Genomic DNA, 24,348 nt, shown 5'->3' with positions numbered 1-24,348 from the left:
TTACGTCCCAGGGAAATCTGGTTTGCGTTTCTCGGTGAAGGCGGCGACGCCCTCAGCCTTGTCGGCGCTGGCGGCAATCATCCCACCGGCAAGCGCCTCGGTAACGGCCGCGCGGTCTTCATCGGCGGCGGCGTGGATCAGGTATTTTGCGACTTCCGTGGCGCGCGGGCTGGTTTGAGCCAAGCACGCCGCGATGACCTCAGCCGCCGCCAGCGGGTCATCTGCAACGTCGGCGACGAAGCCGAGCGCCAACGCCCGCTCCGCATCCAACCGTCGCCCGAAAAGCGCCATCTCTTTCACAACCGGCTCCGGCAGAAGCCGCAAGAGCCGCTGCGTGCCGGACCAGCCCGGTACAATGCCCACAGAGGTTTCCGGCAAAGCCAAGGTTGCCTGTGGCGCGATCACGCGGATGTCGCAGGCCGCTGCCAACTCCAACCCGCCACCAAACGCATGCCCACCAAGGACCGCAATCGTCGGTTTCGAAAGTCGCGCCAGCCGATCAAAGACTCGGTGCCCGTCGCGCACCCAATGACGCGCGAAATCGGCCGGGCTGAGACCACCCCAGGCGAGGATATCCGCGCCAGCGCAGAACGCTTTGGCCGGTGCGGCGGTGAGCAGGACGCCCAGAACCGACGAGTCCGCATCGAGCGTCGCGCAATGGTCCTCCAAGGCCGCGAGCATCTCAGGTGTGAAGGCATTGAGCTTGGCCGGATTGTCCAGTTCCAGCCGGGCAATAGGCCCCAAATGAAGATGCACCGCACTCATAGCGTCAGCCCCATCGGCTGCTCCGACAGCAGGCTGAGCGGCATCGCGGTCGCATCATCGGAGACCGTCACCCGCCCATCGGAGGCCGCAACGATGTCCCGTTCCGGGTCGATCCCCGGCATGATTTCGGTCGCGAGCAGACCGGCTTCGGTTAGTCGCATCACGCAGCGCTCGGTGACGTAAAGCACCTCTTGGCCTTGGCGAAGGGCCCTTTGCCCCGCGAAGGTCACATGCTCGACAGCCTCAACCATTTTGGTGAACTTGCCGGGTTGAGAGACGCTCAGCCCCTCCTCGGTCAGCGACAGGCCCGCGCCTGCCTCGAAATACCCGGAAAACACGATCTTCTTCGCATGCGCCGTGATATCAACGAACCCGCCGCAACCCGCTGTCAGGTAAGGCTTTTTCCCAAGCTTTGAGACATTTACATTGCCCTCGATATCGACCTCAAGGAACGACAAGAACGAGACGTCAAAGCCGCCGCCTTGGAAATAGGTGAACTGGTTCGGGCTTGGCACAAAGGCATCGGCATTCGAGGCGCAGCCAAAGGCAAACCCGGTGAGCGGCATGCCCCCCACCGCGCCCTGCTCGATGGCCCAGGTCACGGCTTGCGCCTGCCCCTCTTCCAGCAGAATGCGCGGGACAATCGCGGAAATCCCGAAGCCCAGATTGGCAGTTTGTCCTGCCTGCAACTCCATCGCTGCGCGGCGGGCGATGATTTTCTCCACATTATGCTCGGCCAGCGCGAAACTCTCCCAAGGCCGCATCACTTCACCAGAGATTGCCGGATCATAGGCGGTTTCGGTGGTCTGTTTCTGGTCCGGTGCGACCACGATCAAATCCACCAGATGACCGGGCACATGCACATCATGGGGGCGGAGCGAGCCTGCCGCCGTCACCCGTTTGACCTGCGCAATCACCAACCCACCATGGTTTCGGACCGCAATCGCCTGATCCAACCCGCCAAGCGTCGCGCCCTCATGCTCATAGGTCAGATTGCCACTCTCATCGGCAGTGGTCGCCCGGATGATCGCCACATCGGGGACGATATTGGGGAAATGCAGCCAGGTTTCACCGCCAAATTCTTGGCGCTGAACGATGGGGCGATCCGCCGCCAGATCATTCATCGCGCAGCCTTCGCGGATCGGGTCGACGAAGGTCTCTAGGCCGACTTTGGTCAAGACACCGGGCTTCCGCGCCGCCACATCCCGATGCATGTCGAAGAGGATACCGGAGGGCACGTTATAGGCCGCGACGCGGTTCTCGACGACCATCTGCCAGATGGCGGGCATCGGTAGATTGGAGGGACCGGAGGGGTACGATCCGCCGATGATCGTGCCAAGCAAACCATCGCGCGCGATGTGGTCGACACCTTTCACGCCATACATGTCCCCCGCCGCAATCGGATGGATCGTGGTGAGGTCGCGTGGGTGGCCTTCAGCTTCGAACCGCGCGCCGATGGCCTGCAAGACCGCATCCGGGCAGCCCAAAGCGGAGGAGGAGGAGACGGTCACCACCGCCCCATCTTTGATCCGCGAAACGGCCTCCGCCCCGGAAACGATCTTACCCATCACTCAGATCCCGCCGTAATCGACGGCGGTCCGCTGACCGGTCTCCGCCGCTTGGGTCACCGCCGCCGCGACGGCCAGTGACTTCACTCCGTCAACGCCATCCGCCGAGGGCCGCCCCTGCCCATTCACCGCATCGCAGAACAGGCCGATCGCGCGGTGATAAAGATTGTGGGTGCTGAAACTCAGCGCTTCCGTCCCGGCCTCAGTGGTCAGGATAATCTCGCCCACCGGCTGCTGCGTCATGACGTTCCGCGCGACAATCGAGCCTTCGGTGCCATGGATCTCAAACCCCGATTTTGCAAAGCGGTGGGTGAAGCTCTCATGAGTCATCACGGTCGCGCCCGATGGCATCGACCAGACCGACATCACGCTATCTTCAACGCCCTGCCCCATGCCAGCACTGGTCGCGAGGGCGACGATATCCGTTGGGTCCTCGCCGAGATGAAACCGCACCGTATCGGCGTCATGGACCACGATATCGGGGATCACGCCGCCGCCCGCGCTCGGGTTATCAAGCCGCCAGCCCTGCAGATGCGGTGGCAGATAAACCGCGTGGAAGACGCGCAGACTCAACACATCCCCGATCCGCCCGGCCTGCACCGCCTCGCGGATCGCCAGATGGCTGCCGGCATTACGCAGGTGATGGTTGGTGGCAAAGACCAGCCCCGCCTCCTCCGCTGCGCGCACCATCTTGGTGGCGTCGGCGACATGCATCGCCAGAGGCTTTTCGCACAGCACATGTTTGCCCGCCGCAATCGCGGCCATGGCTTGCGGGAAGTGCTTTTCATTGGTGGTGGAGATGTAAACGGCGTCGACCTGCTCATCGCCGAGAAGCGCATCTAGATCGGTCAAACCATGGGCAATCCCATGCTCCGCCGCGTAAGACGCCGCGCGATCTGGGCTGGATGACAAAACGCTGACAACCTCACCACCCTCGACAGCCCGAAATGCGCCAATCATATGCTCGGCGGCAATCGTACTGGCCCCGATCAGACCCCATTTCATTCAGACATCCTCCCATCGTTCCAGATCATGACGCGACTCACCCAAATTGGAACGTTCCACATCTTTATTGGATCGATCCAAAATTCGTCAATAGATTTCTTGTGAGGCCTCTGGCCCCTGGCGCTGAGACGGGTAATAGTTGCAATCACAACGAGCGTTGGGAGGCGCACGTCACGCATGACTATCCGGTTCTTTTCCGACGCCAAACGCCCGGTCCATTTAGGCCCCTATCCGCTCGAAAGACTGGCCCGTGGACAAATGCCGGACCTTGACCAAGTGCCGCTGTTTCAACCGCTCGATTTCACACGGGCGGAGGTGCCGCACTCCATCGTGAACGCGATGACGGAATATCAGGCGATGATGGATGCGATCCGCGACGGCTTGGTCAACAAGGCCCGTGCCGACTGCCCCGTCGATCCAACAGAACGCGCCAACCACCTGAAAGCCTTTGGCTATTTCGCCGACGCGTCGATGGTGGGTGTTGGGCCAATCCCAGAGGCCGCGCGCCTTGATCAACCCTATCGCAATCCCGGCATTGATGCGCTGGCCCATGACCTGCGCACCAAACAGACCAAGACACTGGCCTCCGGCATCGACATGATCATGGCCGATCTCAAAGAGGCCGCCGAAGCCCCGCCCAGCACCATCGACAGCCACACCCGCGCGATTGTCTATCTTTACGAAATGCCACGTGACCCGCGCCCAGAGGAGCCTGGCACGACATGGCTTGAAGACGCGCAAGCGCATCGCGCCTGCCTGCGGGCCACCGAAACCGCCGTGGTCCTCGCCAACTACATCCGCATCCTGGGCTGGGACGCGAAAGCACATACGGCAACCTCGGCCGATGTAGACCTGAACCGGCTGACCGTGGCGGCAGGGCTTGCGACTTGGGAAGACGGCAAACTGGTAAGCCCCTATCTGGGCGATCGGTTTGGCGTGGCCATTGTGACGACCGATTTCGACCTGACGGTTGATCAGCCGCTGATTCCGCTGGCCGAACAGCCTTGGTTCAAGACCAAAGGCCCGGCCTGGTGGGTTGGTAAGGGCTTCGCCAAATCGGCCCTAAACGGCGACCCGTTCGCCAAACGCGATTTCGTCAACGGCCCGCACCCGTTTGAAACGCTGAAACGGGTCGACACACCAACGACCTATATCGACGAGGCCAATGTGGCCCGCGTCCCGAAACGCGCCGACATGTTCGCCCGCGCCCAGTTTGGCGACATGGGGAAATCGAACCAAGCGGCGGCCACGGGCGGATATTATGTGCGCAAAGCCGCCCCCTCCATGGCGCAGCGGCGGATGCTGGGGGCGTTCGTGCTCCTACAAGACGGGGCATCTGAGGACGGCCCGCGCCCGGGCGATGCTCAGGCCAATGCCGAGGCAATCAAGGCCGCAAGCTATTTCCTCGGCGTCGACGCCGTGGGCATCAGCCGCTGCCCGGATTGGACCTGGTATTCTCATGACGCGCGTGGCGAACCCATCGATCCGCCCCATGATCAAGCGATCTCGATGATCATCGATCAGGGATACGAGACGATGGAGGGCGCCTCGGGCGATGACTGGATCAGCGTCGCCCAAAGCATGCGTGCCTATCTGCGGTTCTCGCTTCTTGGGGGTGTGATTGCCAAGCAGATCAGGAACTTGGGCTACAAGGCGAAAGCCCATTCAGTGATGGATGGTGAGGTGCTACAGCCGCCGCTTTTGCTGCTTTCTGGCCTGGGCGAGGTCTCCCGCATCGGCGAAGTGATCCTGAATCCGTTCCTCGGCCCGCGCCTGAAATCTGGCGTCGTGACGACAGACATGCCGCTCGCCCATGACAAACCGATTGATTTCGGGATGCAGAAGTTCTGCGACAGCTGCAACAAATGCGCCCGCGAATGCCCCTCCGGCGCGATCACCGCCGGGCCAAAACTGATGTTCAATGGCTATGAGATTTGGAAATCCGATAGCGAACGCTGCGCCAGTTACCGGATCACCACGCTCGGCGGCGCGATGTGCGGGCGCTGCATGAAGACCTGCCCCTGGAACCTTGAGGGGCTCTTCGCCGAGAAACCCTTCCGATGGGCCGCGATGAACCTGCCCGCCGCCGCGCCTGCGCTGGCCAAGCTCGACGATATGGTTGGCAATGGCGGGCTGAACCCGGTCAAAAAATGGTGGTGGGATTTGGAGCTGGAGGAGGATGGCGGCTATCGCCCGACCCGGCACAAGGTGAATGCCCGCGATCTGCAACGCGATCTGAACCTGAAATACGAGGATCAGACGCTGGCGGTCTACCCCGCCCCGCTGGCCCCGCATCCTTACCCCTACCCGTTCCCCATGGATCGCGAAGCCGGGATCGAAGCCTATCAGGCCATGGTCACCGCCGAGGAGTACCAGACCCGATTGGCAGACGGGGACGAAAGCGTGATCCACCGCTACACCAATGATGGCGACAGTCCCGTCTTGCAGGTGGTCGTCGCGAAGTCTGAGGCGATGACGGCGGATGTCACCAAATACGAATTCCGCAACCCCGATGGCGGCGACCTGCCCGAATGGACCGCGGGCGCGCATCTGGACATCGTGGTCGCGCCCGAATTCCTGCGGCAGTATTCGATGTCGGGCGACCCGGCGGACCGGTCAAAATATCAGATCGGCGTGCTGCGGGAAGACGGCGGCCGGGGCGGCTCGAAACTGATGCACCGGATTTTCAGCGAAGGGCGGCGGATTTTCATCTCGAAACCGATCAACCATTTTCCGCTGGTCGAGGAGGCACCGTTCAGCCTGCTGATGGGCGGCGGCATTGGGATCACGCCGATGATTGCGATGGCGCATCGGCTGCACGCTTTGGGCAAACCCTTCGCGCTGCATTACTGCACAAAATCAAGACGCTCGGCGGGATACCTGGACGATCTTGCGGCGATGCCCTGGGCCGACAACCTACATCTGCATATCTCCGATGAAGGGACGCGGGCTGATCTGGACAGGATCATGAAAGCAGCGCCAGAAGGCACCCATATCTATACCTGCGGCCCCGAGGTTTTCATGGGTGCGGTGATGGACAGCGCCGAGCGCGCGGGCGTACCGGAAGAGGCGCGGCATTTGGAGTATTTCTCCGTCCCCGACCTGCCGGAATACGAAAACCACGATTTCACGCTGCGCCTGAAAGATGGCCGAGAGCTGCTTGTTCCGGCGGACAAGCCCGCCACAGATGTGTTGGCTGAAAATGGCATCCATGTGGATGTGAAATGCTCCGACGGCATTTGCGGCGTCTGCAAATGCGGCGTGATCTCTGGCGAAGTGGAGCATCGCGACTTCGTGCTGTCGAAAGCGCAGCGCAAGGACGCGATGATCCTCTGTCAATCCAGGGCTGCGGTACCCGGCGGTGTGGTCGAGATCGACCTCTAGCCCCGGTTGTAATAGGTCATCACCGCGTGTTCAGCCTCGGCAAAGAACAACCAGCGTTCGGCCAAAAGCCCGCCGAGAAACGCCAGAACCGCGATCACCATAAAGAGGCCAGGCAAGACCCCCCATGAGGCCAGAAGCGTCGCGACCAGCGGCAGCGCACCGCCAAGTGCAATTGCGATCTGGCGCAGCTTGGCCTGGTGTTTGCGGGCCACCTTGTACCCCATTTCCTTTAAGAGGTAATTGCCGCCGGTGTGCGGCGCTTCCAGCATCCGAACCCGGCCCATATGCCCAAGCCCGGTCGCGCTCTCCGGCGTCGACAGGGCCGGTGCCTCATCGCCCCGCCGCCACCAGAGCAGTTTCACCCCCCAGGCCGCGAAGATCAGAAGCGCGGCCAGAGTCGGGAGGATACCGCCGCCGCCATAGGCCATCACCCGCAGACTGGCATAGAGCAACGCGCCGCTCGCCAGTGCGAAGCTCAAGAACATCACCGGTGTCAGAGACTGCGACCAGCGTTGGACGGTCTTGAGTTGCCCATAGATCATCGAGGTGGAGTAGACCGTCACCAAAGACAGGATGGTGGTGAGCAGGCCCCATATCTGCCCCGCGCCGCCGATCAATAAGATCAGCGCGAAGACGCCGCCAATGGCCAAGGTGGCGATCGCCAACACCCCTTCGCGCGACAGCCAAGAACTGCGCCATTGGCTGAGCGCGCGCCAGGCCCGTTCCGGATGCCCCAGATGGAAGGTGGAAGAGATCAGCCCAGCACCCGAGAGCCCGAAACCAAGGACAAAGCCCGCCCAATAGACCACGCCAAGCGGCGGCAGACCGAAAAACGCCGCGAGCCCCAAAGCGGCCAACAGCCCAAACCCGGCACCGGAACTGACGGTGAAGAAAATGATCGAATAGGCTGGATGCATTAGAGTTTCTCCAGGGCGCGGTCGAGCCAGCCGAAGAAGCCATCGGCCTTTTCCTCGGCGCGGCTCGCGGCCAAATCGGTCAGGTCCGGCAACTCCTGCACCGGCGTCACGGTCTTCGGTCGCGGCGGCAGGTATTTATTCACCGGTTTGGTGCCCTGCTCGGGCATCAGGTCAAACCCGCCCCGCGTTTCAACCAATTGCGAGATATCCGAGTCTGGATCGCCCAGATCACCGAAATGCCGCGCGCCTGCCGGGCAAGTGCGGACGCAGGACGGCACCCGATCTTCCTCGGGGATATTCTCGTTGTAAATCCGATCAACGCAGAGGGTGCATTTCTTCATCACCTTCTCAACCGGGTCCATTTCCCGCGCGCCATAGGGGCAAGCCCAAGCGCAGAGGCCGCAGCCGATGCAGGCATCTTCATTGACCAAGACAATCCCGTCTTCGGCGCGTTTATAGCTCGCCCCGGTGGGGCAAACCGTGACGCAGGGCGCGTCTTCGCAATGCAGGCAGGATTTCGGGAAATGCACCACAGCGGCCGGGCCATCCTCGGGCTTGGCCTCAAAGGTGTGGACCCGGTTCAGAAAAGCACCGACCGGAGCGTCGCCATAGGCGTCTTGATCGCCAAGCGCAGCGCCATAGCCGCCGGTGTTCCATTCCTTGCAGGAGATCACGCAGGCATGGCAGCCGACGCAGGTGTCGAGATCGATGACGAGGCCGAGTTTGACATCGGACGGCGCGGGCAAACTGGTCATGTCCATTCCTCTCCAAAGGCCACATCGCCCTCCGCTGTTCCGACCGGGCTTTCCTGCGCCTCGATCTGTGGTTCAGGTGGCCCGGCCTCTGCCGGTTCAATCCGCACGCGCAGGTCATACCAGGCCGCTTGACCCGTCACCGGATCGGAATTTGCCCAACGCAACCCATCCCCTTTTGGAGGAAGAAGCTCGCTGATCAAATGGTTGAGAAGAAACCCTTTTGTCGCCTCGGGCGCGCCCGGCGACAGAGCCCACGCGCCTTTGCGTTTGCCAATCGCGTTCCAGGTCCACATGGTCTTGCCATTGGCCGCATCGGTCCGCCGCACCGGCACTTTGATCTTGCCGTGATGAGAGATCACCCAGGCCCAGCCACCATCGGTCAGACCGGCGCTCTCCATCACCTCGCCCGGTACATAAAGCGGGTTTTGGCCGTGGATCTGCCGGAGCCAGGCGTTTTGCGAACCCCAGGAGTGATACATCGCCGCCGGGCGTTGCGTGATCGCATGCAGCGGGTAATCGGCAAGCTCCACCCCGGCCCCTTCAAAGGGTGCATACCAGGTGGGCAGCGGGTCGAAACTCTGACCTATCTGGTCTTTCAGATTGTCGGGCGGTTGCCTATCGCCATGCCCCTCGGCGGCAAGCTGAAACTTGCGCAGCGTCTCGTTATAGAGGTCAAACGTCACCGGCTGCGGCGCATCGAAAAAGCCCATCCCAACGGCCCAGTCCTGATAGGCCGCATTGGCCATCTTGTAAAACCGAGCCTCCTCCGGAATTTCACTTTCCCAGAAGCCGCCATTTTCGATGTAGCGCTGCAACTGATCCGGATTGGGATCACCGCGACCGTTTTCGCTGCCATCGCCGCGCCACCCAGCCAGCGGACCCACGCCCGGTTTGCGCTGATGCCGAACAATGTAATCGGCATAGTCGGCATAGGCCGCCGCGCCGTCCTCCGTCACAAACCCGGGAAGCCCCAGACGCGCCCCCAAATCAAGCAGTGCCGATTGGAAGCCGCGCACATCGCGATCGGGCTCCACCACAGGCCAGCGGATCGCATCGGCCACCGCATCGGGCTCGGAAATCGGCCGGTCAAGCAGCGAGATGCAGTCATGACGCTCCAGATAAGTCGTATCTGGCAAGATCAGATCGGCATAAGCCACCATCTCCGAAGAATAGGCATCGGAATAGATGATATGCGGGATTTTATAGCTGCCATCGGCATGTGTCGCGCTCAGCATCTCCATCGTGCCGCGCGTGTTCATTGACGAGTTCCACGCCATATTGGCCATGTAGAGGAAGAGCGTGTCGATCTCGTAAGGGTCGCCCGCAACCGCATTCGAGATCACCATATGCATCAACCCATGGACCGAAAGCGGTGCCTCCCAGGAGAAGGCTTTGTCGATCCGCTCCGGTTGCCCGTCGGCGTCAATCCGCAGGTCCTCCGGCCCTCTGGGATACCCCAGATGCGGGCCTGGCAACGGGGCATTTGGAAGGTTTTCGGTATGCGGCGTCGGATGCGCCGCGACCGGTTTGGGGTAAGGCGGTTTGAAGCGGAACCCGCCCGGGCATTCGACCGAGCCCAGCAAAATCTGCAACAGATGCAGCGCGCGGCAGGTTTGGAACCCGTTGGAATGCGCCGAAATCCCGCGCATTGCATGGAAGCTCACCGGACGCCCAATCATCGTTTCATGCCGCTCGCCGCGCATATCGGTCCACGGCTGATCAATGGTGATCGCCTCGTCAAAGGCCGTGCGCGCCAGTTCCGCCGCCAGACGGCGGATCGTGTCGGCCGGCACGCCGGTTTCTTCCGCAACGGCGTCGGGCGCATAGCGTGGATCGAGATATTTCCGTGCCAAAAGCTCAAAAGACGGCACGGCTTGACGGCCATCGGGGAGCGTGACCTCGCCCTTCATCGCGGCTTGGGTGCTGATCTCGGAGGCCGGGCGGGCCCGTGCCTCTTGCCGGTCCCAAACCAGAGCTGCGCCGTCATCATCCCGGGCAATCAACCCGTGATCGGCCCCACCCGCGTTCTGTACCACCAAATGCGCCGCATTGGTGTAGCGCATCAGGTAATCCAGATCGATCCGTCCTGCCCTCAGCAATTCATGCACAAGGGCCAAAATGAACAAACCGTCGGTGCCCGGCGTGATCCCAACCCATTCATCGGCAATCGCGTTATACCCGGTGCGGACCGGGTTCACCGCGACCACTTTGGCACCGCGCGCTTTCAGCTTGCCCAGACCCATCTTGATCGGATTGCTGTCATGGTCTTCGGCCACGCCGAAAATCATGAACATCTTGGTCCGCTCCCAATCCGGCGAGCCAAACTCCCAAAACGCGCCGCCCATGGTGTAGATGCCAGCGGCCGCCATATTGACCGAACAGAACCCGCCATGGGCCGCGTAGTTCGGCGTGCCATATTGCTGCGCCCACCAGCCGGTGAAGCTCTGGCTCTGATCGCGGCCAGTGAAAAAGGCCAGCTTCTTCGGGTCGGTCTCGCGGATCGGCTTCAACCAAGAGACAGCAGTTTCGAGCGCCTCGTCCCAGCTGATCTCTTCGAATTCGCCCGATCCGCGCGGCCCGACACGTTTCAAAGGTGCCTGGAGCCGTGACGGCGCATAATGCTGCATGATCCCGGCGGAACCCTTGGCACAAAGCACGCCCTTATTCACCGGATGGTCGCGGTTGCCCTCAATATAGCGCACTTTCGGCGTGCCATTTGCATCGGCTCTGAGATGGACATTTATCCCACATCGGCAGGCGCACATGTAACATGTGGTTTGGCGAATTTCGTCGGAGACATCTGGCGATAGATCCAGATCAGGCTGTTGTAACGTCACGTGCGCCGCCCTCGCATCCGGGCGGGTGTCACTCCATAACTGTCTACGATTATCGCCATTTAGACCCTCCCAAGCCACAATGGGCGCGTCTTGGACGGCGCCTTTTCTGCACATTGTGGGCATAAGGTACCGATGACAAGGGCCAGAACGGCGAGCGGATAAGGCCAGTGAGCTTGGCAGCTAAGGCCAATCCAGAAACAACGTCAATCAGATGGCCCGCTCAATCAGGTCGCCCAAAGGTTGTGCTCGGGATGTCGACCGCCGCGATGACAGTGTGGCTCACACCAAACTTGGCAACCACAACACGATGCCAGGGAACGCCACCAAGAGTGCGATGGTGATGCCATCGGCGATGAAGAACGGTGTCACGCCTCGGAACACATCCTGGACCGAGATATCGTCGCGCACACCGGCCACCACGAAGCAGTTGAGCCCAATCGGCGGTGTGATCAGGCAGAACTCCGCCATTTTCACCACCAAAATCCCGAACCAGATCGCACACATCGGCCCGCTCATCCCGAAGGCACTGTCTGCCGCCGAGACATCGAGGCCACCATTCAATGCCATCACCGCAGGATAGACGACCGGCAGCGTCAGAAGCAGCATGCCAATCGCATCCATGAACATGCCCAAGACCGCATAGGCCAGAAGGATGCAGATCAGGATCAACATCGGCGACATCTCAAGCGAGGTGATCCAATCCGAAAACGCCCCTGGCAAATCGGCGAACCCTAGGAAGCGCACATAGATCAAGACGCCCCAGATGATGGTGAAAATCATCACGCTGAGCTTGGCCGTCTCCAGAAGCGCGTCTTTCAGCTGCTCCCACCGCATCCCGCGATAAAGCGCCATCAAGAACACAACGAAGGCGCCGATCGCGCCGCCTTCGGTGGGCGTGCCCCAGGCATCGCCGCCGAAGGGGTTGTAAACAAAGAAGATGATGATCACGACAACAAACACGATCGGCAGAGCGGGCGGCAGAGCCTCGAAACGTTGCCGCCAGGTGAAGCCCCGTACTGGCGGGCCGAAATTCTTGATCGTCAGCGCCAGCCCGATGATCAGAAGACCATAGATGATCGCGGAGAATGCGCCTGGGATGAACCCTGCAAGCAGCAGTTTACCAACATCCTGCTCCACGATGATCGCATAGATCACCAGGATGGCAGAGGGTGGGATCAGGCTGGCCAAGGTGCCGCCAGCGGCCACGACGCCGGCAGCGAAGCGCTTGTCATAGCCGATCTTCAACATCTCGGGGATCGCGATCCGCGCGAAAACGGCGGAGGTGGCGACCGAGGCGCCAGAGACCGCCGCGAAGCCCGCCGTGGCGAAGACGGTGGAGACGGCAAGACCGCCCGGCACCCAGGCCATCCAGCGTTTGGCTGCCTCGAAAAGCGCCTTGGTCAGACCGGCGTAATAGGCGAGGTAGCCGATCAGGATGAAGGTCGGGATCAAACTCAGCGCCTGGCTGGAAATCTTCGAATGCGGCACCTGCCCGGCGGTTTGCACCGCGACGCCAACCGCCCAAGAGAAGCGCTCTAAATCGTAATCGCTGCGCGCCCAGAAAATCCATACCAGGCCAACCAGACCGGCGAGACCCGCGGCAAAGGCGACACGCATGCCCAAGACCACCATGACCAGCAGGCCACCGGTGACAAAAAGGCCAATATCAATCGAATCCATTCTGCCGCCTCTTAATCATCTGCGCCCGACACATGGTCGGCTTCCAAACGGGCTTGGGTCGCGGCATCGGCGACCAGCGGCACCGCCACGGGCTCGGTAGCGCCGGAGATCAGCGCGCGGGTATAGGCCACGATCTGCAAGACCAAACGCAGGCAGATCACCGAAAACGCCACAGGCGCCAGAAGCTTGGCCGGCCAAATCGGCAGCGCGATATCCATCGAGCTATCGCGGCTCCAGAGCGGCGCGTTGAAATCGAAGCTGCGCTGGAAATGGGTCCAACTGCCCCAAACCAGAAGCGCCATCAGCAGCAAAATCGCCAATGTCGTGATAAGCTCGGCCAGCCAAAGCGCCCGCCCTTTCAGCGCGCCGACAAGCAGGTCCATCCGGATATGCCCGCCTTCACGCTGCGCATAGGAAATGCCCAAGAAGGCGATGATCGGCATCGCCTGCTCGATCCAGTCGACATAGCCCGGCACAGGCTGGTTCATGAAATTCCGCCCGCTGACCGAGATCACGGCCAAGATCATTAGCGCGAAAACCGCAAGCCCACTGATCAAAGCGAGGAATTTCTCCAGCCGGAACAAGGTCTGATCCAACCGACTGAGTTGGCTCTCATCAGACCGTACCAGAGACGCACCAGCCATGGCTGCCCCCTTTCAAAAGAGACGCGAAAGCGCCCCGTCCGGTCCACTGGAGGGATCGGGCGGGGCTCGTCGAGTTTGGCTTAGCTGCCGTCGGCGATCATGCCGGTGACGTAATCGTAAAGCTCCTGCGCCGGGAGGCCGCGCGCGGTGTTCTCTTCGATCCAGGCGGCGGCTGCCGGGGCAGCAGCGGCCTCGCGGAAGGCTGCAATCTCTTCATCTGTGAAGGTCACGCGTTCGATCCCACGCTCATCCAGTGCCGGGCCCCACGCGGCCATGGTCTGGTTTTCGTAGTACTCGACATAGTGGTCGAGCGCTTCGTCCACCGCACCTAGAAGCACCTCGCGATGCTCATCTGAAAGCATGTCCAGCGCGTCGGAATTCACCACAACCGGGCAGTTCACGGTGCCGGGGTTGAGGTTCGTCGTCCACCATGTGCCGTTTTCAATAGTGCCGAAGGACATATGGGCATGCGGCGCGAAGCTGACGGCGGTCACAACGCCGCTATCCATCGCCTGGCGCACTTCGGTGGCCGACATCGAGGTCGGAACCGCACCCACGGTCTCCATCGCGGCACCGATACCGCCGGTCGCACGAACAGCCAGGCCTTCAAAATCGGCCAGTGTTGCGGGCGCATCACCGCTGCCGACGATGTTGTATTGCGGCAAGGGCGACGGCATCAGCAGCGTCGCGTTCCAGCGCCCCAGATCGGCCTGAACCGCCGGATGCTGATAAAGCGCTTGGCTGATCTCGCGTTCTTGCTGCAACGTGGTCACGCCGAGGAACGGCAATTCCAGCACGGTGATCGAAGGGTTTTTGTCCCGGTGATAGCCAGCGCAGAACTGCGCCATCTCAAACGCGCCGATCGAAATCCCATCAAGGTTCTCGCGGTTGCCTGAGAGGCCGCCGTAAGAGATGTTCATGGTGAACTCACCATCGGTGCGCTCAGACACCAGTTCGGCGAGGCGTTCCACATGTTCGGTAAACGCACGACGTGTGCCCCAAACGGAGACGTTCCATTCGGTTGCGAGCGCCTCGGTCACGAAACTGGCGGACAGAATGACGGCGGTGGTTCCGGTTAAAATCTTCTGCATGGGTCTCCTCCCTGGATCCTGCATATGTCGGTCTGCGCAGCATCACGGATTCGTGTGGCTTTGCCTATGAGAGATTTTGCCGACAGGATCCGCCCTGCCCTGCGGAAATCCGCAGAGCTTAGAGCAGTGCGTCTTTGTCGAGGCCGAGCTTGACGATTTTCTCGTTCAATGTCCGCCGCCCAATGCCAAGCGCTTCGGCGACGGCGTCCATCCGGCCTTGATGCGCGCGGATCGCTTTGCCGATCAATTCGCGCTCAAACACCGCCACGGCCTCGCGCAGGGTTTCGGGCACATCTTCGACAAGAGGATCGCTTTGGATCGCCGCCGCGACTGACCCGGCACCGCGCCGGGCTGCCAGAACCCGGCGTTCGGCAGCGTTGCGCAATTCGCGCACATTGCCGGGCCAGTCATGCGCCAGCAAGGCCGCCACATCCTCAGGGCCAAGCTCCGGCGGGGTGACCTCATAAACCTGGCCAAACTCTTGCAGGAAATGGGTGTAAAGCAGCACCAGATCATCACGGCGGTGCCGGAGCGGCGGCAGGGTCAACACCATTGTGTTCAACCGATAGAGCAAATCCTGGCGCAAATGGCCGTCCTGCACCGCCTGCTCGGTGTCGAGATTGGAGGCTGAGATGACCCGGAAGCGCACTGCAACCGGCGTCGTGCTGCCGATCGGGGTGATCTCTTGATCCTCGATCACCCGCAGCAATTTCGCCTGAACCGGCAGGGGGCACGCGCTGATCTCATCCAGGAACAACGTACCGCCGCTGGCCGCGATCAACTTACCCGCATGGCTGCCTTTCACGCCGAACATCTCTGTCTCGAATTGATCCGGCGGGATCGCGGCGCAATTTAATGGCAGGAAGGGCGCGGCGGCACGCGGCCCCAGATCATGCAACGCGCGGGCGACCAGTTCTTTGCCGGTCCCGGTCTCGCCTTGCAGCAGCACCGGCATATCGATCTCGGCCAAGTCCAAGATCTCTTCGCGCAGCGCTGCGATCTCCGCGGTCTGACCGATCAGAAGCCGGTCGAGCCCGGAGAGGCGCGCCAGTTGCACCTTCAGCCGCTCGGTACCCTTTGCCATGCGGTGTTGTTCGGCGGCATGGCGCAGGATGGTCAGAAGACGGCGCGGCTCATAAGGTTTCTCCACGAAACTATAGGCCCCGTCCTGCATCGCCTGCACCGCTGTCGGGATGTCGCCATGGGCGGAGATCAGCACCAAAGGCGGTGCGATACTCTGGTCGAGGCTGGCCAGAAGCTCCAGGCCAGACATGCCCGGCATCCGCACATCCGACAGGATAACATCGGGCTGCAACTCGGGCCAAAGCGCCTCGACCTGCGCCGCGCGAGAGACCGCTTCGGCCCGCCACCCCGCGGCCTCCAGCAGGTTGATCAGCGAGACGCGCATGGATTTGTCGTCATCCACGATCAGAATGCTGTATGTATCTTGCGCGCTCATGCCACCGCCTCTGCCACCGGCATCTCAACCCGAAACACCGCCCCTCCGCCATCGCGGTCCTTAGCCATCATACGCCCATGATGCTCTTTCACGATCCCCGCCGAAATCGCGAGGCCCAGCCCCATCCCCTGCCCCGACGCACGGCTGGTCACGAAGGGTTCTTGCAACTCGGCCAGATCGGCGCCGCCCAGACCATGGCCGCGATCTCGGACCTCAAACCAGGCTGTCTGACCGGATATGCCCATCTCGATACTCAATGCGCGGTCATCCATTTCTTCCATCGCATCCAGGGCATTGCGCAGCAGATTGGTCATCACTTGCTCAACCCGCAGCTTGTTGCCCTGCACAATTACCGGATTGGGAGGCAACGTGGCCTCAAGCGCAACCCCGCCCGCCTCGATATTCGGTTGCACCAATGTCAGCGCCTCGCCCATGGCCGCGCGCAAATCGACGGGCTCCAAGGCCTCCGCCCCAGGGCTGGCAAAGAATTTCAACTGCCGGGTGATCCCGGCCATCCGCTCGACCAGCCCGCTCAATTGGCCAACCGGCTGAGATCGGGGCGGGTCAGTCATTTCGGCGGCGGCCAGATGATTGCGCATTGCGGTGATCGGTTGGCCCAGCTCGTGGGTGACCGACGCCGCAAGTTCGCCCAGAGCGGCCAAACGGCTGGCGCGGGCCAGCTCATCGCGGGTGCGTTCCAGCCGCCGCTCGGCCGCACGACGCTCTTCGATCTCGACCGCCAGGCGTTCATTGGAGCGGCGCAGCAGGACCTCCTCAGCCTCGGATCGGCGCAGCGAGGCCTCGATCTGCGCATTGCGCCGCAACTGAAACGCGATCAGCAGTGCGCCGCCCAAGATGATCGCGAGACCGGCGGCGAGCCAGCTTCGCGTCACGGCGGGCTCGTCAGACGCGAAATAGTGCAGGACCCAATCATGCGGCAGCCGGTCCGTGGTCAGATGTATCTGCTCTTGGCCCGCAATCTCGGCCCTGGTGTCGCCCAGAAGCGTCCAGTCAAGTGGCGCCAGGTCTTGCCCGTCAAACTGCCGCGCCTCAGCGATTTGAGCGCGTTGATCGGCGTTGAGCGGCGCGAGCGCCCGATAGCGCCAAGACGGATCGGAGGCGAGAAGCACCACCCCATCCTGATTGACCAACACGACCGTCTCGCCGGCCTCACGCCAGGTGTTTTCCAACCGGATCAAATCAAGCTTGAGCGCGATGACACCGACCACTGCGCCCTCGTCATCCACAACCGGATCAGCGATGAAAAATCCAGGGAGCCCCGTGGTCGCCCCAATGCCGTAAAACTCGCCCTGCCGTCCGGCGAGCGCGTCCCGGAAATAGGGGCGGAACGCATAGTTCTGCCCGACAAAGCTTTGCGGCGCGTTTGCGTTGGACGACGAGATCGTCAGCCCGTCGGGCGTCATCAGATAAATCGCATCAAGCTCCGCCTGTTCCGCAAAGGCCGCAAGCCGAACATCAAGCGTTTCGGTCGGCGCGCCTGTCGCCGTCGCCACCACAAACGGGTCCCGCGCCAGGACGAAGGTCAGATGTGAGAAGCGTTCAAGCTCGGCCACAACAGTGCTGCGATAGAGCGACAATCGCCCCTCGGCCTCAGTCAATTCATTGGACAGAAACACCCGATAGGCCAGCGTAAAAACCATGGCCGCAACCGCCAGCGGCAAGACGCCATAGAGCAGACCCGGGCGCATATAGCGCGCCAAACCGCCAACCCCGCCAGCAGGCGGAGCAACGATGGTCGATGTTTTGCTCACAACGGGCCCCTCCTCCCCAATCCGGCCGCCCCCCTTAAGACTGACCATTTCATTTGATGCCACGCCGAGGGGCGTTTTCGCAATGCCGGGTGGGTCACCTTATCTGGCGAACGGGTTTGCGTCCGGTGAGGCGGGCGTATAAGTTGTCGATCAACGGAAAAAGAGCGGTTTGGAAACACCCCCAATATGCAGGTTGTCTATCATCTCGGCGCCCCTTGCACCGACGAAGATCGGCTGATCAAATCGCTGTTGCAGAACCGTGCGCAGCTGGCGGATTTGGGAGTCGTGGTTCCACCGCCCGGTCGATACCGGTCAGTGATCCGCGATGCGAGCCGGGCCCTGAAGGGGGCTGCTGCATCAGAAGACATTCAAGACGCGCTGCTTGATGCCATCATGGATGAGGAAGATTGCGAACGTCTGGTCCTCTCGGACCCGCATTTCATCTGCATCAACCGTCTCATGGTGCAGCGGGTGCAAATCTGGCCGATGATTGAGCGCGAAACGACGAAGCTGCGCAATCTGGTGCCGCACGCGCAGGTCGAATTCTTCATCGGGATGCGCGACCCCGCCACCTTGATTCCCGCCTTGTTCAAAGCATCGCGGTTCACCGATTTCGATGAGTTTACCGAAGGCATGCAACCCGGGGCGGTGACCTGGTCCGAAATGCTGGGCCGGTTGCAACGGGCCCATCCCGATTGCCAAATCACGGCGTGGAACAACGAGGACACCCCATTTCTTTGGGGTCAATTGATGCGGGAACTGGCAGGGATCGGCAATGATGTGCCGTTGGCTGGCGTTGATGATCTGCTTGAGTCGATCATGGATCCGGCCGGATACAAACGGATGCAGGCTTATGTGGCGCAGAATCCACCCGAAACCGAGATTCAACGGCGCCGGATCGCAGCGGCGTTTTTAGACAAATTTGCCTTGGAAGATGCGATCGAAGAGGAACTCGACGCCCCCGGGTGGAGCGAAGAGATGATCGAACAGATGACCGAGGCCTATGAGGCCGATATGGACTATGTCGCGGATTTGCCCGGCGTGACCTATATCAGGCCCTAACCGTCCCGTCCGGCGATCATCGCATCCCAAGCGCTTCTTTGTACATCTCCAACACCGCCTCTTCTTCGGCGATATCATCCGGTTCCCGTTTGCGCAGCGCGATGACTTTGCGGATGACTTTGGTGTCATACCCTCGGCTCTTGGCCTCGGCCATGACCTCTTTTTGCTGATCCGCGATATCCCGCTTTTCCGCGTCCAAGCGCTCGAAACGCTCAATGAACTGCCGCAGCTCGTCGGCGGTCACGCGGTAGCTATCGGAGGGGGTTTGAGCGTCATCCATCATGTCTTGGGGACCTTTATGTTCGCAGGATCGGGCCAAAGCTCTACATCTCGCACTTAGGAGCCGCAAGTGATGCTGGACCCCGGCGCGCAAATTGCGCAAACTGACACACTCTGACGATGAGGAATGTGGCCAATGGAACTGTTGATCTGGATCGGAACCGGACTTGCGATTTTGGGCCTCATGGCCATCGGATACTGCATCGTTGTCGCCATCGGCGCGAAACGGGCCAAGCTTTCCGATAGTGAGCTGCGCGCCCGATTGCAGCGTGTCGTGCCGATTAATATGGGCGCGGTCCTGGCCTCGGTCTTGGGCATGATGAGCGTCGTGGTCGGCGTGGTGATGGGCGGCTAACCCCCTGCCAACCGACTGATATATCTTTAAAATTCAGCCGAACAGCAAATCGCTGCTGTCTAATGGCGCAAGTTGATTGGCCCGCTTGACCTCGCTCTTCTAATCGTGATCCCGTCGCCGCGACGGCCGCCCTCACAAAATCCCGCGCGCTTCCCGCAACATTCAGATTGATGACATCGCTCTCGGCACCGCCGAAACGCACATTGCTCAGAGCATTTGCGTGAGTATTGATCATAGATTCAGTCTCTCTATGAAAGTCTGGAAAATGGGCCTTTCCAAAAAAGACTCCTGCAAAAGTGATCTTAGGTCCGCTTTTTTGCCCGGATGCGTATTGCCGTCCGACCTGTTCCACCCCAGCATGACCGCGAACGACATAGCCAACCGGGAGGTCCCTTATGCGTCTCATTCTCTTTTCAACCACGGCCCTTTTGCTGACGACCAGCCTCGCGCTGGCGCAGGACGCCGCCGATGCCGTTGCACCCGAGGGGGCCACCGAAACCGGCGCGATGGCACTGTCGCAGGCTGCGATGGATGCCATGGCAGCGCGCGATGCCGGGCAGCCGGTGACAGCGGAAAACTGGATGGTGGCCGCGGCCAATCCGCTTGCGGTCGAAGCGGGTGCGGATGTTTTGCGCGCCGGTGGATCAGCGGCGGATGCGATGGTCGCCGTGCAAGCCGTTTTGGGCCTTGTGGAGCCGCAAAGCTCGGGCCTCGGCGGCGGGGCGTTTCTGGTTTGGTATGACGCGGCGACTGGCGAGGTCACCACGCTTGATGGCCGCGAAACCGCACCGATGGCGGTGACCCCCACCCTGTTTCAAAACGAAGATGGTGAGCCACTGGGCTTTTTCGATGCCGTTGTGGGCGGGCTGTCCGTTGGCACACCCGGCACGCCCGCGTTGATGGAAGAGGCCCATCGGCGATGGGGCGAGGCAAACTGGGGTAGCCTGTTTGAGGCCGCGATCAGCCATGCCGAAGACGGGTTTGAGGTTTCGGCCCGGATGGCCGGTTCCATCGCGCGGGATGCTGAGCGGCTCTCCACCTTCCCGGCCACTGCGGCCTATTTCCTGCCGAACGGCACGCCGCTGGCCGAAGGCACGCTTCTGCAAAACCAGGCCTATGCCGATACGCTGCGCGCGATGGCCGCTGAGGGTGCCGAGGTGATCTATAGCGGACCGATTGCCGAAGGGATTGTCGAGACCGTGCGTAGCGCAGAGGGCAATCCGGGTCTGCTCTCGCTTCGCGATCTCGCGCTTTATGAGGTGATCGAACGTGCGCCAGTCTGTGTCGAATACCGCGCCTATGATGTCTGTGGCATGGGTCCGCCCTCCTCCGGCGCGCTGACGGTTGGGCAAATCCTTGGGATCGTGAACAATTTTGACATCTCGGACCCGACCGATCCTGACACTTGGCGACTGATCGGCGATGCCTCCCGCCTCGCCTTCGCCGACCGCGGCCGCTACATGGCGGATAGCGATTTTGTGCCGATGCCGACGGCGGGTCTGGTCGATCCGTTCTACCTCGAGGAACGCGCGGGCCTGATCGCGGGGGATCGGACCGATGGGTTCGGTGCGCTGCCCGAGGTGGCCCCCGGCAATCCGGAATGGGATCACGCGATGCTCTGGGCCGATGACCAGTCGCTCGAACTGCCCTCAACCAGCCATATCTCCATCGTTGATGCAGAGGGCAATGTGCTGTCGATGACCACGACCATCGAAAACGGCTTCGGCTCGCGGTTGATGGCGCCCGGTGGGTTCTTGCTCAACAATGAGTTGACCGATTTCTCCTTCCGCACCCATGTGGATGGCGTCCCGATTGCCAACCGGATCGAGCCGGGCAAACGCCCCCGCTCCTCCATGGCGCCGACGATCGTGTTGGAAGATGGCGCACCGGTCCTGGCCGTGGGCTCGCCGGGCGGCAGCCGGATTATCGGTTATGTCGCGCAGACGATCCTCGCGCATCTGGAGTGGGGGATGGATGTGCAACAGGCCGCGTCGATGCCGCATCTGGTGAACCGCTTCGGCACCTATGACCTGGAAGAAGGTACCGAGGCCGAAGGCTTTGCCGAGGCTTTGACCGATTTGGGTTATGAGGTGAATATCCGCGGCCTCAACTCCGGCATCCATGTCATCGCGATTGGTGACGATGGCTTACAAGGCGGGGCCGACCCGCGCCGCGAAGGCATTGCCTTGGGTGAGTAAAACCAAAACAGGCCGGGGATTTGCTCCCCGGCCTGACGACCGCGCCCGCGCGGTCTGATCATCGACGTACAACGTCTGTTGCGCACGTCGTCTGCGTCAAACCGGCATATCGTTGAAGAGATCATCCAGAAGATCGTCCTCTTCGGCTTGTGCAGCCGCCACTTTCGAGCGTTTTGCGACGCCGGTTTTTACCTCTGCCTTGCCAGCCGTTTTCAGCTTGCGAAGCTCGGTATGCACCTCTTGTGGAGGGGTTTCCTTGGGGTCTTCAGTCATGTCGTCACCTCCCGTGTTACAAAGCGCCTCTACCCGAGCGCCCCAGGGTCGTCATGTGTCTCGTCCCGCGATCCGTTTCAGGTGGCGCATTTGCGGCAAAACGGCGTGAAGGGCAGCAAGTCCAATCGTTCCTCCGAGATCACTTCACCACATTTCACGCAGTCGCCATACTCTCCTGCATCCATCCGGGCGAGCGCGGCCTTGATCTGGCGGATTTCCGCCTGACCGCTGACACCCATCTGTTCCAGCACCTCATCGCCTTCGCGTTCGGTCGCCAGTTCTTCCCAGTCTTTGGATTGGTGGCTATCGAGCTCATCCTCGATCTCATGCAACCGCTCCTCCAAAGCGGTCAAACGATCCATCAGTTGTTGCCGGCGCTGAACCAGGTTTGTCATCGTTTGATCCTCCTCTCAGGGCCCGCCTCGGCGCGGTTTCGCCCTTATCCCATGCTATCTTGCGCAGAACCGTTGAGCTTTGACTTCGATCAAAGGGCATAAGACAGGCTTGACCTTGAGCCCAAAAACCCCAAGATAGTTGACAACGTAAACTTTAACCGGGGAAAAATCGATGCATCCCGAGATCACGCCCTTTTTCGACACCGCGACAAACACTGTCTCTTACGTTGCGCGCGACCCCGCGGGGAAAGCCGCCGCCATTATCGACAGCGTTTTGGATTTCGATCAGGCCTCCGGCCGGACCACAACCGACAGCGCCGATGAGATCATCGCACATTGCAAGGCCGAAGGGTTGGATGTGCAATGGGTTCTGGAAACCCATGTCCATGCCGATCACCTCTCCGCCGCGCCCTATCTGCAAGAGCAGCTTGGCGGCAAGATCGGCATCGGCAAGAACATCACCGTGGTGCAGGACACTTTCGGCAAGATCTTCAACGAAGGCACCGAGTTCCAACGCGATGGCAGCCAGTTTGATGCGCTTTTCGGCGAGGGTGACAGCTTCCATGTCGGCCAGATGCGCGGCGACGTCATGCACACGCCGGGCCACACGCCGGCTTGCATGACCTATGTCATCGGCGACGCGGCCTTTGTCGGCGACACGCTGTTCATGCCAGATTTCGGCACCGCGCGCTGCGATTTCCCCGGCGGCTCGGCGTCGGACCTCTACAACTCGATCCAGCGGATTTTAGCCCTGCCGGATGAGACCCGCGTCTTTGTCGGCCATGACTACAAGGCCCCGGGCCGTGACCAATACGCTTGGGAAACCACCGTGGGCGAGCAAAAGGCGCTTAATGTGCATGTCGGCCAAGGCCGCCCAATCGAAGAGTTCGTTGAGATGCGGGAGACGCGGGACGCCACCTTGGGCATGCCCCGTCTGATCCTGCCCTCGCTGCAGATCAACATGCGCGCAGGTCAGATGCCGGAGCCGGAAGATAACGGCACCTCGTATCTGAAGCTGCCCTTGAACACGCTCTAACCCCGAGGCGCACATGGAATTGCATTATCTTTACGGCCTGCTTGGCGGGCTGATCATTGGCACGGCAGCGGCGGTTTTGTTGCTGATCAATGGCAAGATCATGGGGGCCAGTGGCATCTTGGGGTCAATTGCCGACGGATCGGCAGAAGGCAGCGATCGGCGCGAAAAACTGGCCTTCTTGGGCGGGTTGATCGGCGCACCGGCTCTGGTGGCGCTGTTCTTCGGCGCGGGATCGACCAACCTGACGACAAATGTGGTGGTGATCATCGCCGCTGGCCTTCTGGTCGGCATCGGCACGCGGATCGCCAATGGCTGCACCTCGGGTCACGGGGTTTGCGGCATCTCGCGCCTGTCGATCCGCGGCATTGTCGCGACGGTGTTTTACCTTCTGGCCGGTGGGATCGTCATGGTGCTGTTCCGCCACGTTCTGGGGGTGATCTGAGATGCGGATGTTTGCCTCGGCGCTGGCGGGCGCCCTTTTTGGATTGGGCCTGATGCTGTCAGGGATGACCGACACAACCCGGGTTCAGGGCTGGCTAGATATCTTCGGCGCATGGGATCCGACCCTGGCCTTTGTGCTTGGCGGCGCGATCCTTCCGATGGCCGTGGCCTGGCGGATGACGCGGAGATTCGCCTCGCCGATCTTGGGCACCGCATTCCCACCGCCACCGCAGCCCAAGCTCGGTCGCAACGTCGTGGTCGGCTCGACGCTCTTCGGCATGGGCTGGGGCTTGGCCGGTCTTTGCCCAGGCCCAGCCTTGGCCTCGCTTTCTTGGGGTGGTTGGGGCGGAGCGCTCTTTCTTCTTGCAATGGTGGCGGGCATGGTGGTTACACCGCCCCTGCGCCGACGTTTCGCGTTGTTCGCCTGACCGA

At 61.4% G+C, this 24,348-nt stretch carries 21 protein-coding genes; 7 read left to right on the top strand and 14 right to left on the bottom strand.

Annotation, left to right across the window (positions count from 1 at the left end; all coding sequences use genetic code 11):
• Genes GTF44_RS06820 through GTF44_RS06810 form a run of 3 tightly spaced genes read right to left on the bottom strand, consistent with a single transcriptional unit; the run spans position 1 to position 3,338 of the window.
• Positions 1 to 765, bottom strand: a complete 765-nt coding sequence (locus GTF44_RS06820; protein WP_171558475.1) for an enoyl-CoA hydratase/isomerase family protein — start codon at positions 763 to 765, stop codon at positions 1 to 3.
• Positions 762 to 2,333: an acyl CoA:acetate/3-ketoacid CoA transferase gene (locus GTF44_RS06815; protein ID WP_171558473.1), complete on the bottom strand. Its 1,572-nt coding sequence runs from the start codon at positions 2,331 to 2,333 to the stop codon at positions 762 to 764. Before GTF44_RS06815 ends, GTF44_RS06820 begins: the two co-directional genes overlap by 4 nt.
• A 3-nt stretch (positions 2,334 to 2,336) precedes the next feature.
• Complete coding sequence (locus GTF44_RS06810) at positions 2,337 to 3,338, bottom strand: Gfo/Idh/MocA family protein (protein ID WP_171558471.1); 1,002 nt, start codon at positions 3,336 to 3,338, stop codon at positions 2,337 to 2,339.
• A gap of 177 nt (positions 3,339 to 3,515) precedes the next feature.
• Here GTF44_RS06810 and GTF44_RS06805 point away from each other — a divergent pair, with 177 nt between their 5' ends.
• Complete coding sequence (locus GTF44_RS06805) at positions 3,516 to 6,722, top strand: reductive dehalogenase (protein WP_171558470.1); 3,207 nt, start codon at positions 3,516 to 3,518, stop codon at positions 6,720 to 6,722.
• Here GTF44_RS06805 and GTF44_RS06800 read toward each other — a convergent pair.
• The 8 genes from GTF44_RS06800 to GTF44_RS06765 form a co-directional block, all read right to left on the bottom strand.
• On the bottom strand, positions 6,719 to 7,639 hold the full coding sequence (locus GTF44_RS06800) for a DmsC/YnfH family molybdoenzyme membrane anchor subunit (RefSeq protein WP_171558468.1): 921 nt from the start codon (positions 7,637 to 7,639) through the stop codon (positions 6,719 to 6,721). The genes GTF44_RS06805 and GTF44_RS06800 overlap by 4 nt on opposite strands.
• The gene (locus GTF44_RS06795) at positions 7,639 to 8,394 is read right to left on the bottom strand and encodes a 4Fe-4S dicluster domain-containing protein (protein ID WP_171558467.1); all 756 of its coding nucleotides are present in this window, start codon (positions 8,392 to 8,394) and stop codon (positions 7,639 to 7,641) included. The genes GTF44_RS06800 and GTF44_RS06795 overlap by 1 nt, the downstream gene beginning before the upstream one ends.
• Positions 8,391 to 11,231: a molybdopterin oxidoreductase family protein gene (locus tag GTF44_RS06790; protein WP_367383364.1), complete on the bottom strand. Its 2,841-nt coding sequence runs from the start codon at positions 11,229 to 11,231 to the stop codon at positions 8,391 to 8,393. The genes GTF44_RS06795 and GTF44_RS06790 overlap by 4 nt, the downstream gene beginning before the upstream one ends.
• A gap of 279 nt (positions 11,232 to 11,510) precedes the next feature.
• Complete coding sequence (locus GTF44_RS06785; protein WP_145210047.1) at positions 11,511 to 12,911, bottom strand: TRAP transporter large permease; 1,401 nt, start codon at positions 12,909 to 12,911, stop codon at positions 11,511 to 11,513.
• A gap of 11 nt (positions 12,912 to 12,922) precedes the next feature.
• On the bottom strand, positions 12,923 to 13,555 hold the full coding sequence (locus GTF44_RS06780) for a TRAP transporter small permease (RefSeq protein WP_171558464.1): 633 nt from the start codon (positions 13,553 to 13,555) through the stop codon (positions 12,923 to 12,925).
• Positions 13,556 to 13,635: 80 nt separating this feature from the next.
• Positions 13,636 to 14,646, bottom strand: coding sequence for a TRAP transporter substrate-binding protein DctP (gene dctP / locus GTF44_RS06775; protein ID WP_171558462.1), 1,011 nt, complete (start codon positions 14,644 to 14,646; stop codon positions 13,636 to 13,638).
• Positions 14,647 to 14,764: 118 nt separating this feature from the next.
• Complete coding sequence (locus tag GTF44_RS06770; protein ID WP_171558460.1) at positions 14,765 to 16,105, bottom strand: sigma-54 dependent transcriptional regulator; 1,341 nt, start codon at positions 16,103 to 16,105, stop codon at positions 14,765 to 14,767.
• Positions 16,102 to 17,877, bottom strand: a complete 1,776-nt coding sequence (locus GTF44_RS06765) for a cache domain-containing protein (protein WP_367383363.1) — start codon at positions 17,875 to 17,877, stop codon at positions 16,102 to 16,104. Before GTF44_RS06765 ends, GTF44_RS06770 begins: the two co-directional genes overlap by 4 nt.
• A 186-nt stretch (positions 17,878 to 18,063) precedes the next feature.
• Here GTF44_RS06765 and GTF44_RS06760 point away from each other — a divergent pair, with 186 nt between their 5' ends.
• Entirely contained in the window at positions 18,064 to 18,939 is an 876-nt protein-coding gene (locus tag GTF44_RS06760; protein ID WP_171558459.1) for a hypothetical protein, read from the top strand.
• 16 nt (positions 18,940 to 18,955) lie between these two features.
• On the opposite strand, the gene GTF44_RS06755 is transcribed toward GTF44_RS06760, so the two are convergent.
• Positions 18,956 to 19,219, bottom strand: coding sequence for a DUF2312 domain-containing protein (locus GTF44_RS06755; RefSeq protein ID WP_145217193.1), 264 nt, complete (start codon positions 19,217 to 19,219; stop codon positions 18,956 to 18,958).
• A 135-nt stretch (positions 19,220 to 19,354) separates the two neighbouring features.
• On the opposite strand from GTF44_RS06755, the gene GTF44_RS06750 reads away from it, so the two are divergent.
• Together GTF44_RS06750 and ggt are read left to right on the top strand one after the other, a co-directional pair.
• A complete protein-coding gene (locus GTF44_RS06750; RefSeq protein WP_145210061.1) occupies positions 19,355 to 19,573 on the top strand; it encodes a hypothetical protein in 219 nt (72 codons plus the stop codon).
• A 395-nt stretch (positions 19,574 to 19,968) separates the two neighbouring features.
• Entirely contained in the window at positions 19,969 to 21,771 is a 1,803-nt protein-coding gene (gene ggt, locus GTF44_RS06745) for a gamma-glutamyltransferase (protein ID WP_171558457.1), read from the top strand.
• A gap of 96 nt (positions 21,772 to 21,867) precedes the next feature.
• On the opposite strand, the gene GTF44_RS06740 is transcribed toward ggt, so the two are convergent.
• The gene (locus tag GTF44_RS06740) at positions 21,868 to 22,044 is read right to left on the bottom strand and encodes a hypothetical protein (protein WP_171558455.1); all 177 of its coding nucleotides are present in this window, start codon (positions 22,042 to 22,044) and stop codon (positions 21,868 to 21,870) included.
• A gap of 77 nt (positions 22,045 to 22,121) precedes the next feature.
• Positions 22,122 to 22,439, bottom strand: coding sequence for a TraR/DksA C4-type zinc finger protein (locus GTF44_RS06735; protein WP_145210067.1), 318 nt, complete (start codon positions 22,437 to 22,439; stop codon positions 22,122 to 22,124).
• Positions 22,440 to 22,611: 172 nt separating this feature from the next.
• On the opposite strand from GTF44_RS06735, the gene GTF44_RS06730 reads away from it, so the two are divergent.
• From GTF44_RS06730 to GTF44_RS06720, 3 genes are read left to right on the top strand one after another with little or no spacing between them, the layout of a single operon-like run.
• A complete protein-coding gene (locus GTF44_RS06730) occupies positions 22,612 to 23,475 on the top strand; it encodes an MBL fold metallo-hydrolase (protein ID WP_145210070.1) in 864 nt (287 codons plus the stop codon).
• 13 nt (positions 23,476 to 23,488) lie between these two features.
• Positions 23,489 to 23,917: a YeeE/YedE family protein gene (locus GTF44_RS06725; RefSeq protein WP_171558454.1), complete on the top strand. Its 429-nt coding sequence runs from the start codon at positions 23,489 to 23,491 to the stop codon at positions 23,915 to 23,917.
• Between the two features lies 1 nt (position 23,918).
• Complete coding sequence (locus tag GTF44_RS06720) at positions 23,919 to 24,344, top strand: DUF6691 family protein (protein ID WP_171558452.1); 426 nt, start codon at positions 23,919 to 23,921, stop codon at positions 24,342 to 24,344.
• The last annotated feature ends 4 nt before the right edge of the window (positions 24,345 to 24,348 follow it).

The sequence above is a fragment of the Roseobacter sp. HKCCD6576-2 genome (genome assembly GCF_013179285.1).
GTDB classification, from domain to species: Bacteria; Pseudomonadota; Alphaproteobacteria; order Rhodobacterales; family Rhodobacteraceae; genus Rhodophyticola; species Rhodophyticola oceani.
The sequence above is the reverse complement of the archived record's forward strand: the minus strand, read 5'-3'. Positions and strand labels throughout refer to the sequence as shown.

Coding starts and splice junctions, on each gene's coding strand:
- GTF44_RS06820 (WP_171558475.1), bottom strand. CDS start 765: ATGAGTGCGGTGCATCTTCATTTGGGGCCTATTGCCCGGCTGGAACTG.
- GTF44_RS06815 (WP_171558473.1), bottom strand. CDS start 2,333: ATGGGTAAGATCGTTTCCGGGGCGGAGGCCGTTTCGCGGATCAAAGAT.
- GTF44_RS06810 (WP_171558471.1), bottom strand. CDS start 3,338: ATGAAATGGGGTCTGATCGGGGCCAGTACGATTGCCGCCGAGCATATG.
- GTF44_RS06805 (WP_171558470.1), top strand. CDS start 3,516: ATGACTATCCGGTTCTTTTCCGACGCCAAACGCCCGGTCCATTTAGGC.
- GTF44_RS06800 (WP_171558468.1), bottom strand. CDS start 7,639: ATGCATCCAGCCTATTCGATCATTTTCTTCACCGTCAGTTCCGGTGCC.
- GTF44_RS06795 (WP_171558467.1), bottom strand. CDS start 8,394: ATGACCAGTTTGCCCGCGCCGTCCGATGTCAAACTCGGCCTCGTCATC.
- GTF44_RS06785 (WP_145210047.1), bottom strand. CDS start 12,911: ATGGATTCGATTGATATTGGCCTTTTTGTCACCGGTGGCCTGCTGGTC.
- GTF44_RS06780 (WP_171558464.1), bottom strand. CDS start 13,555: ATGGCTGGTGCGTCTCTGGTACGGTCTGATGAGAGCCAACTCAGTCGG.
- dctP (WP_171558462.1), bottom strand. CDS start 14,646: ATGCAGAAGATTTTAACCGGAACCACCGCCGTCATTCTGTCCGCCAGT.
- GTF44_RS06770 (WP_171558460.1), bottom strand. CDS start 16,105: ATGAGCGCGCAAGATACATACAGCATTCTGATCGTGGATGACGACAAA.
- GTF44_RS06760 (WP_171558459.1), top strand. CDS start 18,064: ATGCAGGTTGTCTATCATCTCGGCGCCCCTTGCACCGACGAAGATCGG.
- GTF44_RS06755 (WP_145217193.1), bottom strand. CDS start 19,219: ATGGATGACGCTCAAACCCCCTCCGATAGCTACCGCGTGACCGCCGAC.
- GTF44_RS06750 (WP_145210061.1), top strand. CDS start 19,355: ATGGAACTGTTGATCTGGATCGGAACCGGACTTGCGATTTTGGGCCTC.
- ggt (WP_171558457.1), top strand. CDS start 19,969: ATGCGTCTCATTCTCTTTTCAACCACGGCCCTTTTGCTGACGACCAGC.
- GTF44_RS06740 (WP_171558455.1), bottom strand. CDS start 22,044: ATGACTGAAGACCCCAAGGAAACCCCTCCACAAGAGGTGCATACCGAG.
- GTF44_RS06735 (WP_145210067.1), bottom strand. CDS start 22,439: ATGACAAACCTGGTTCAGCGCCGGCAACAACTGATGGATCGTTTGACC.
- GTF44_RS06730 (WP_145210070.1), top strand. CDS start 22,612: ATGCATCCCGAGATCACGCCCTTTTTCGACACCGCGACAAACACTGTC.
- GTF44_RS06725 (WP_171558454.1), top strand. CDS start 23,489: ATGGAATTGCATTATCTTTACGGCCTGCTTGGCGGGCTGATCATTGGC.
- GTF44_RS06720 (WP_171558452.1), top strand. CDS start 23,919: ATGCGGATGTTTGCCTCGGCGCTGGCGGGCGCCCTTTTTGGATTGGGC.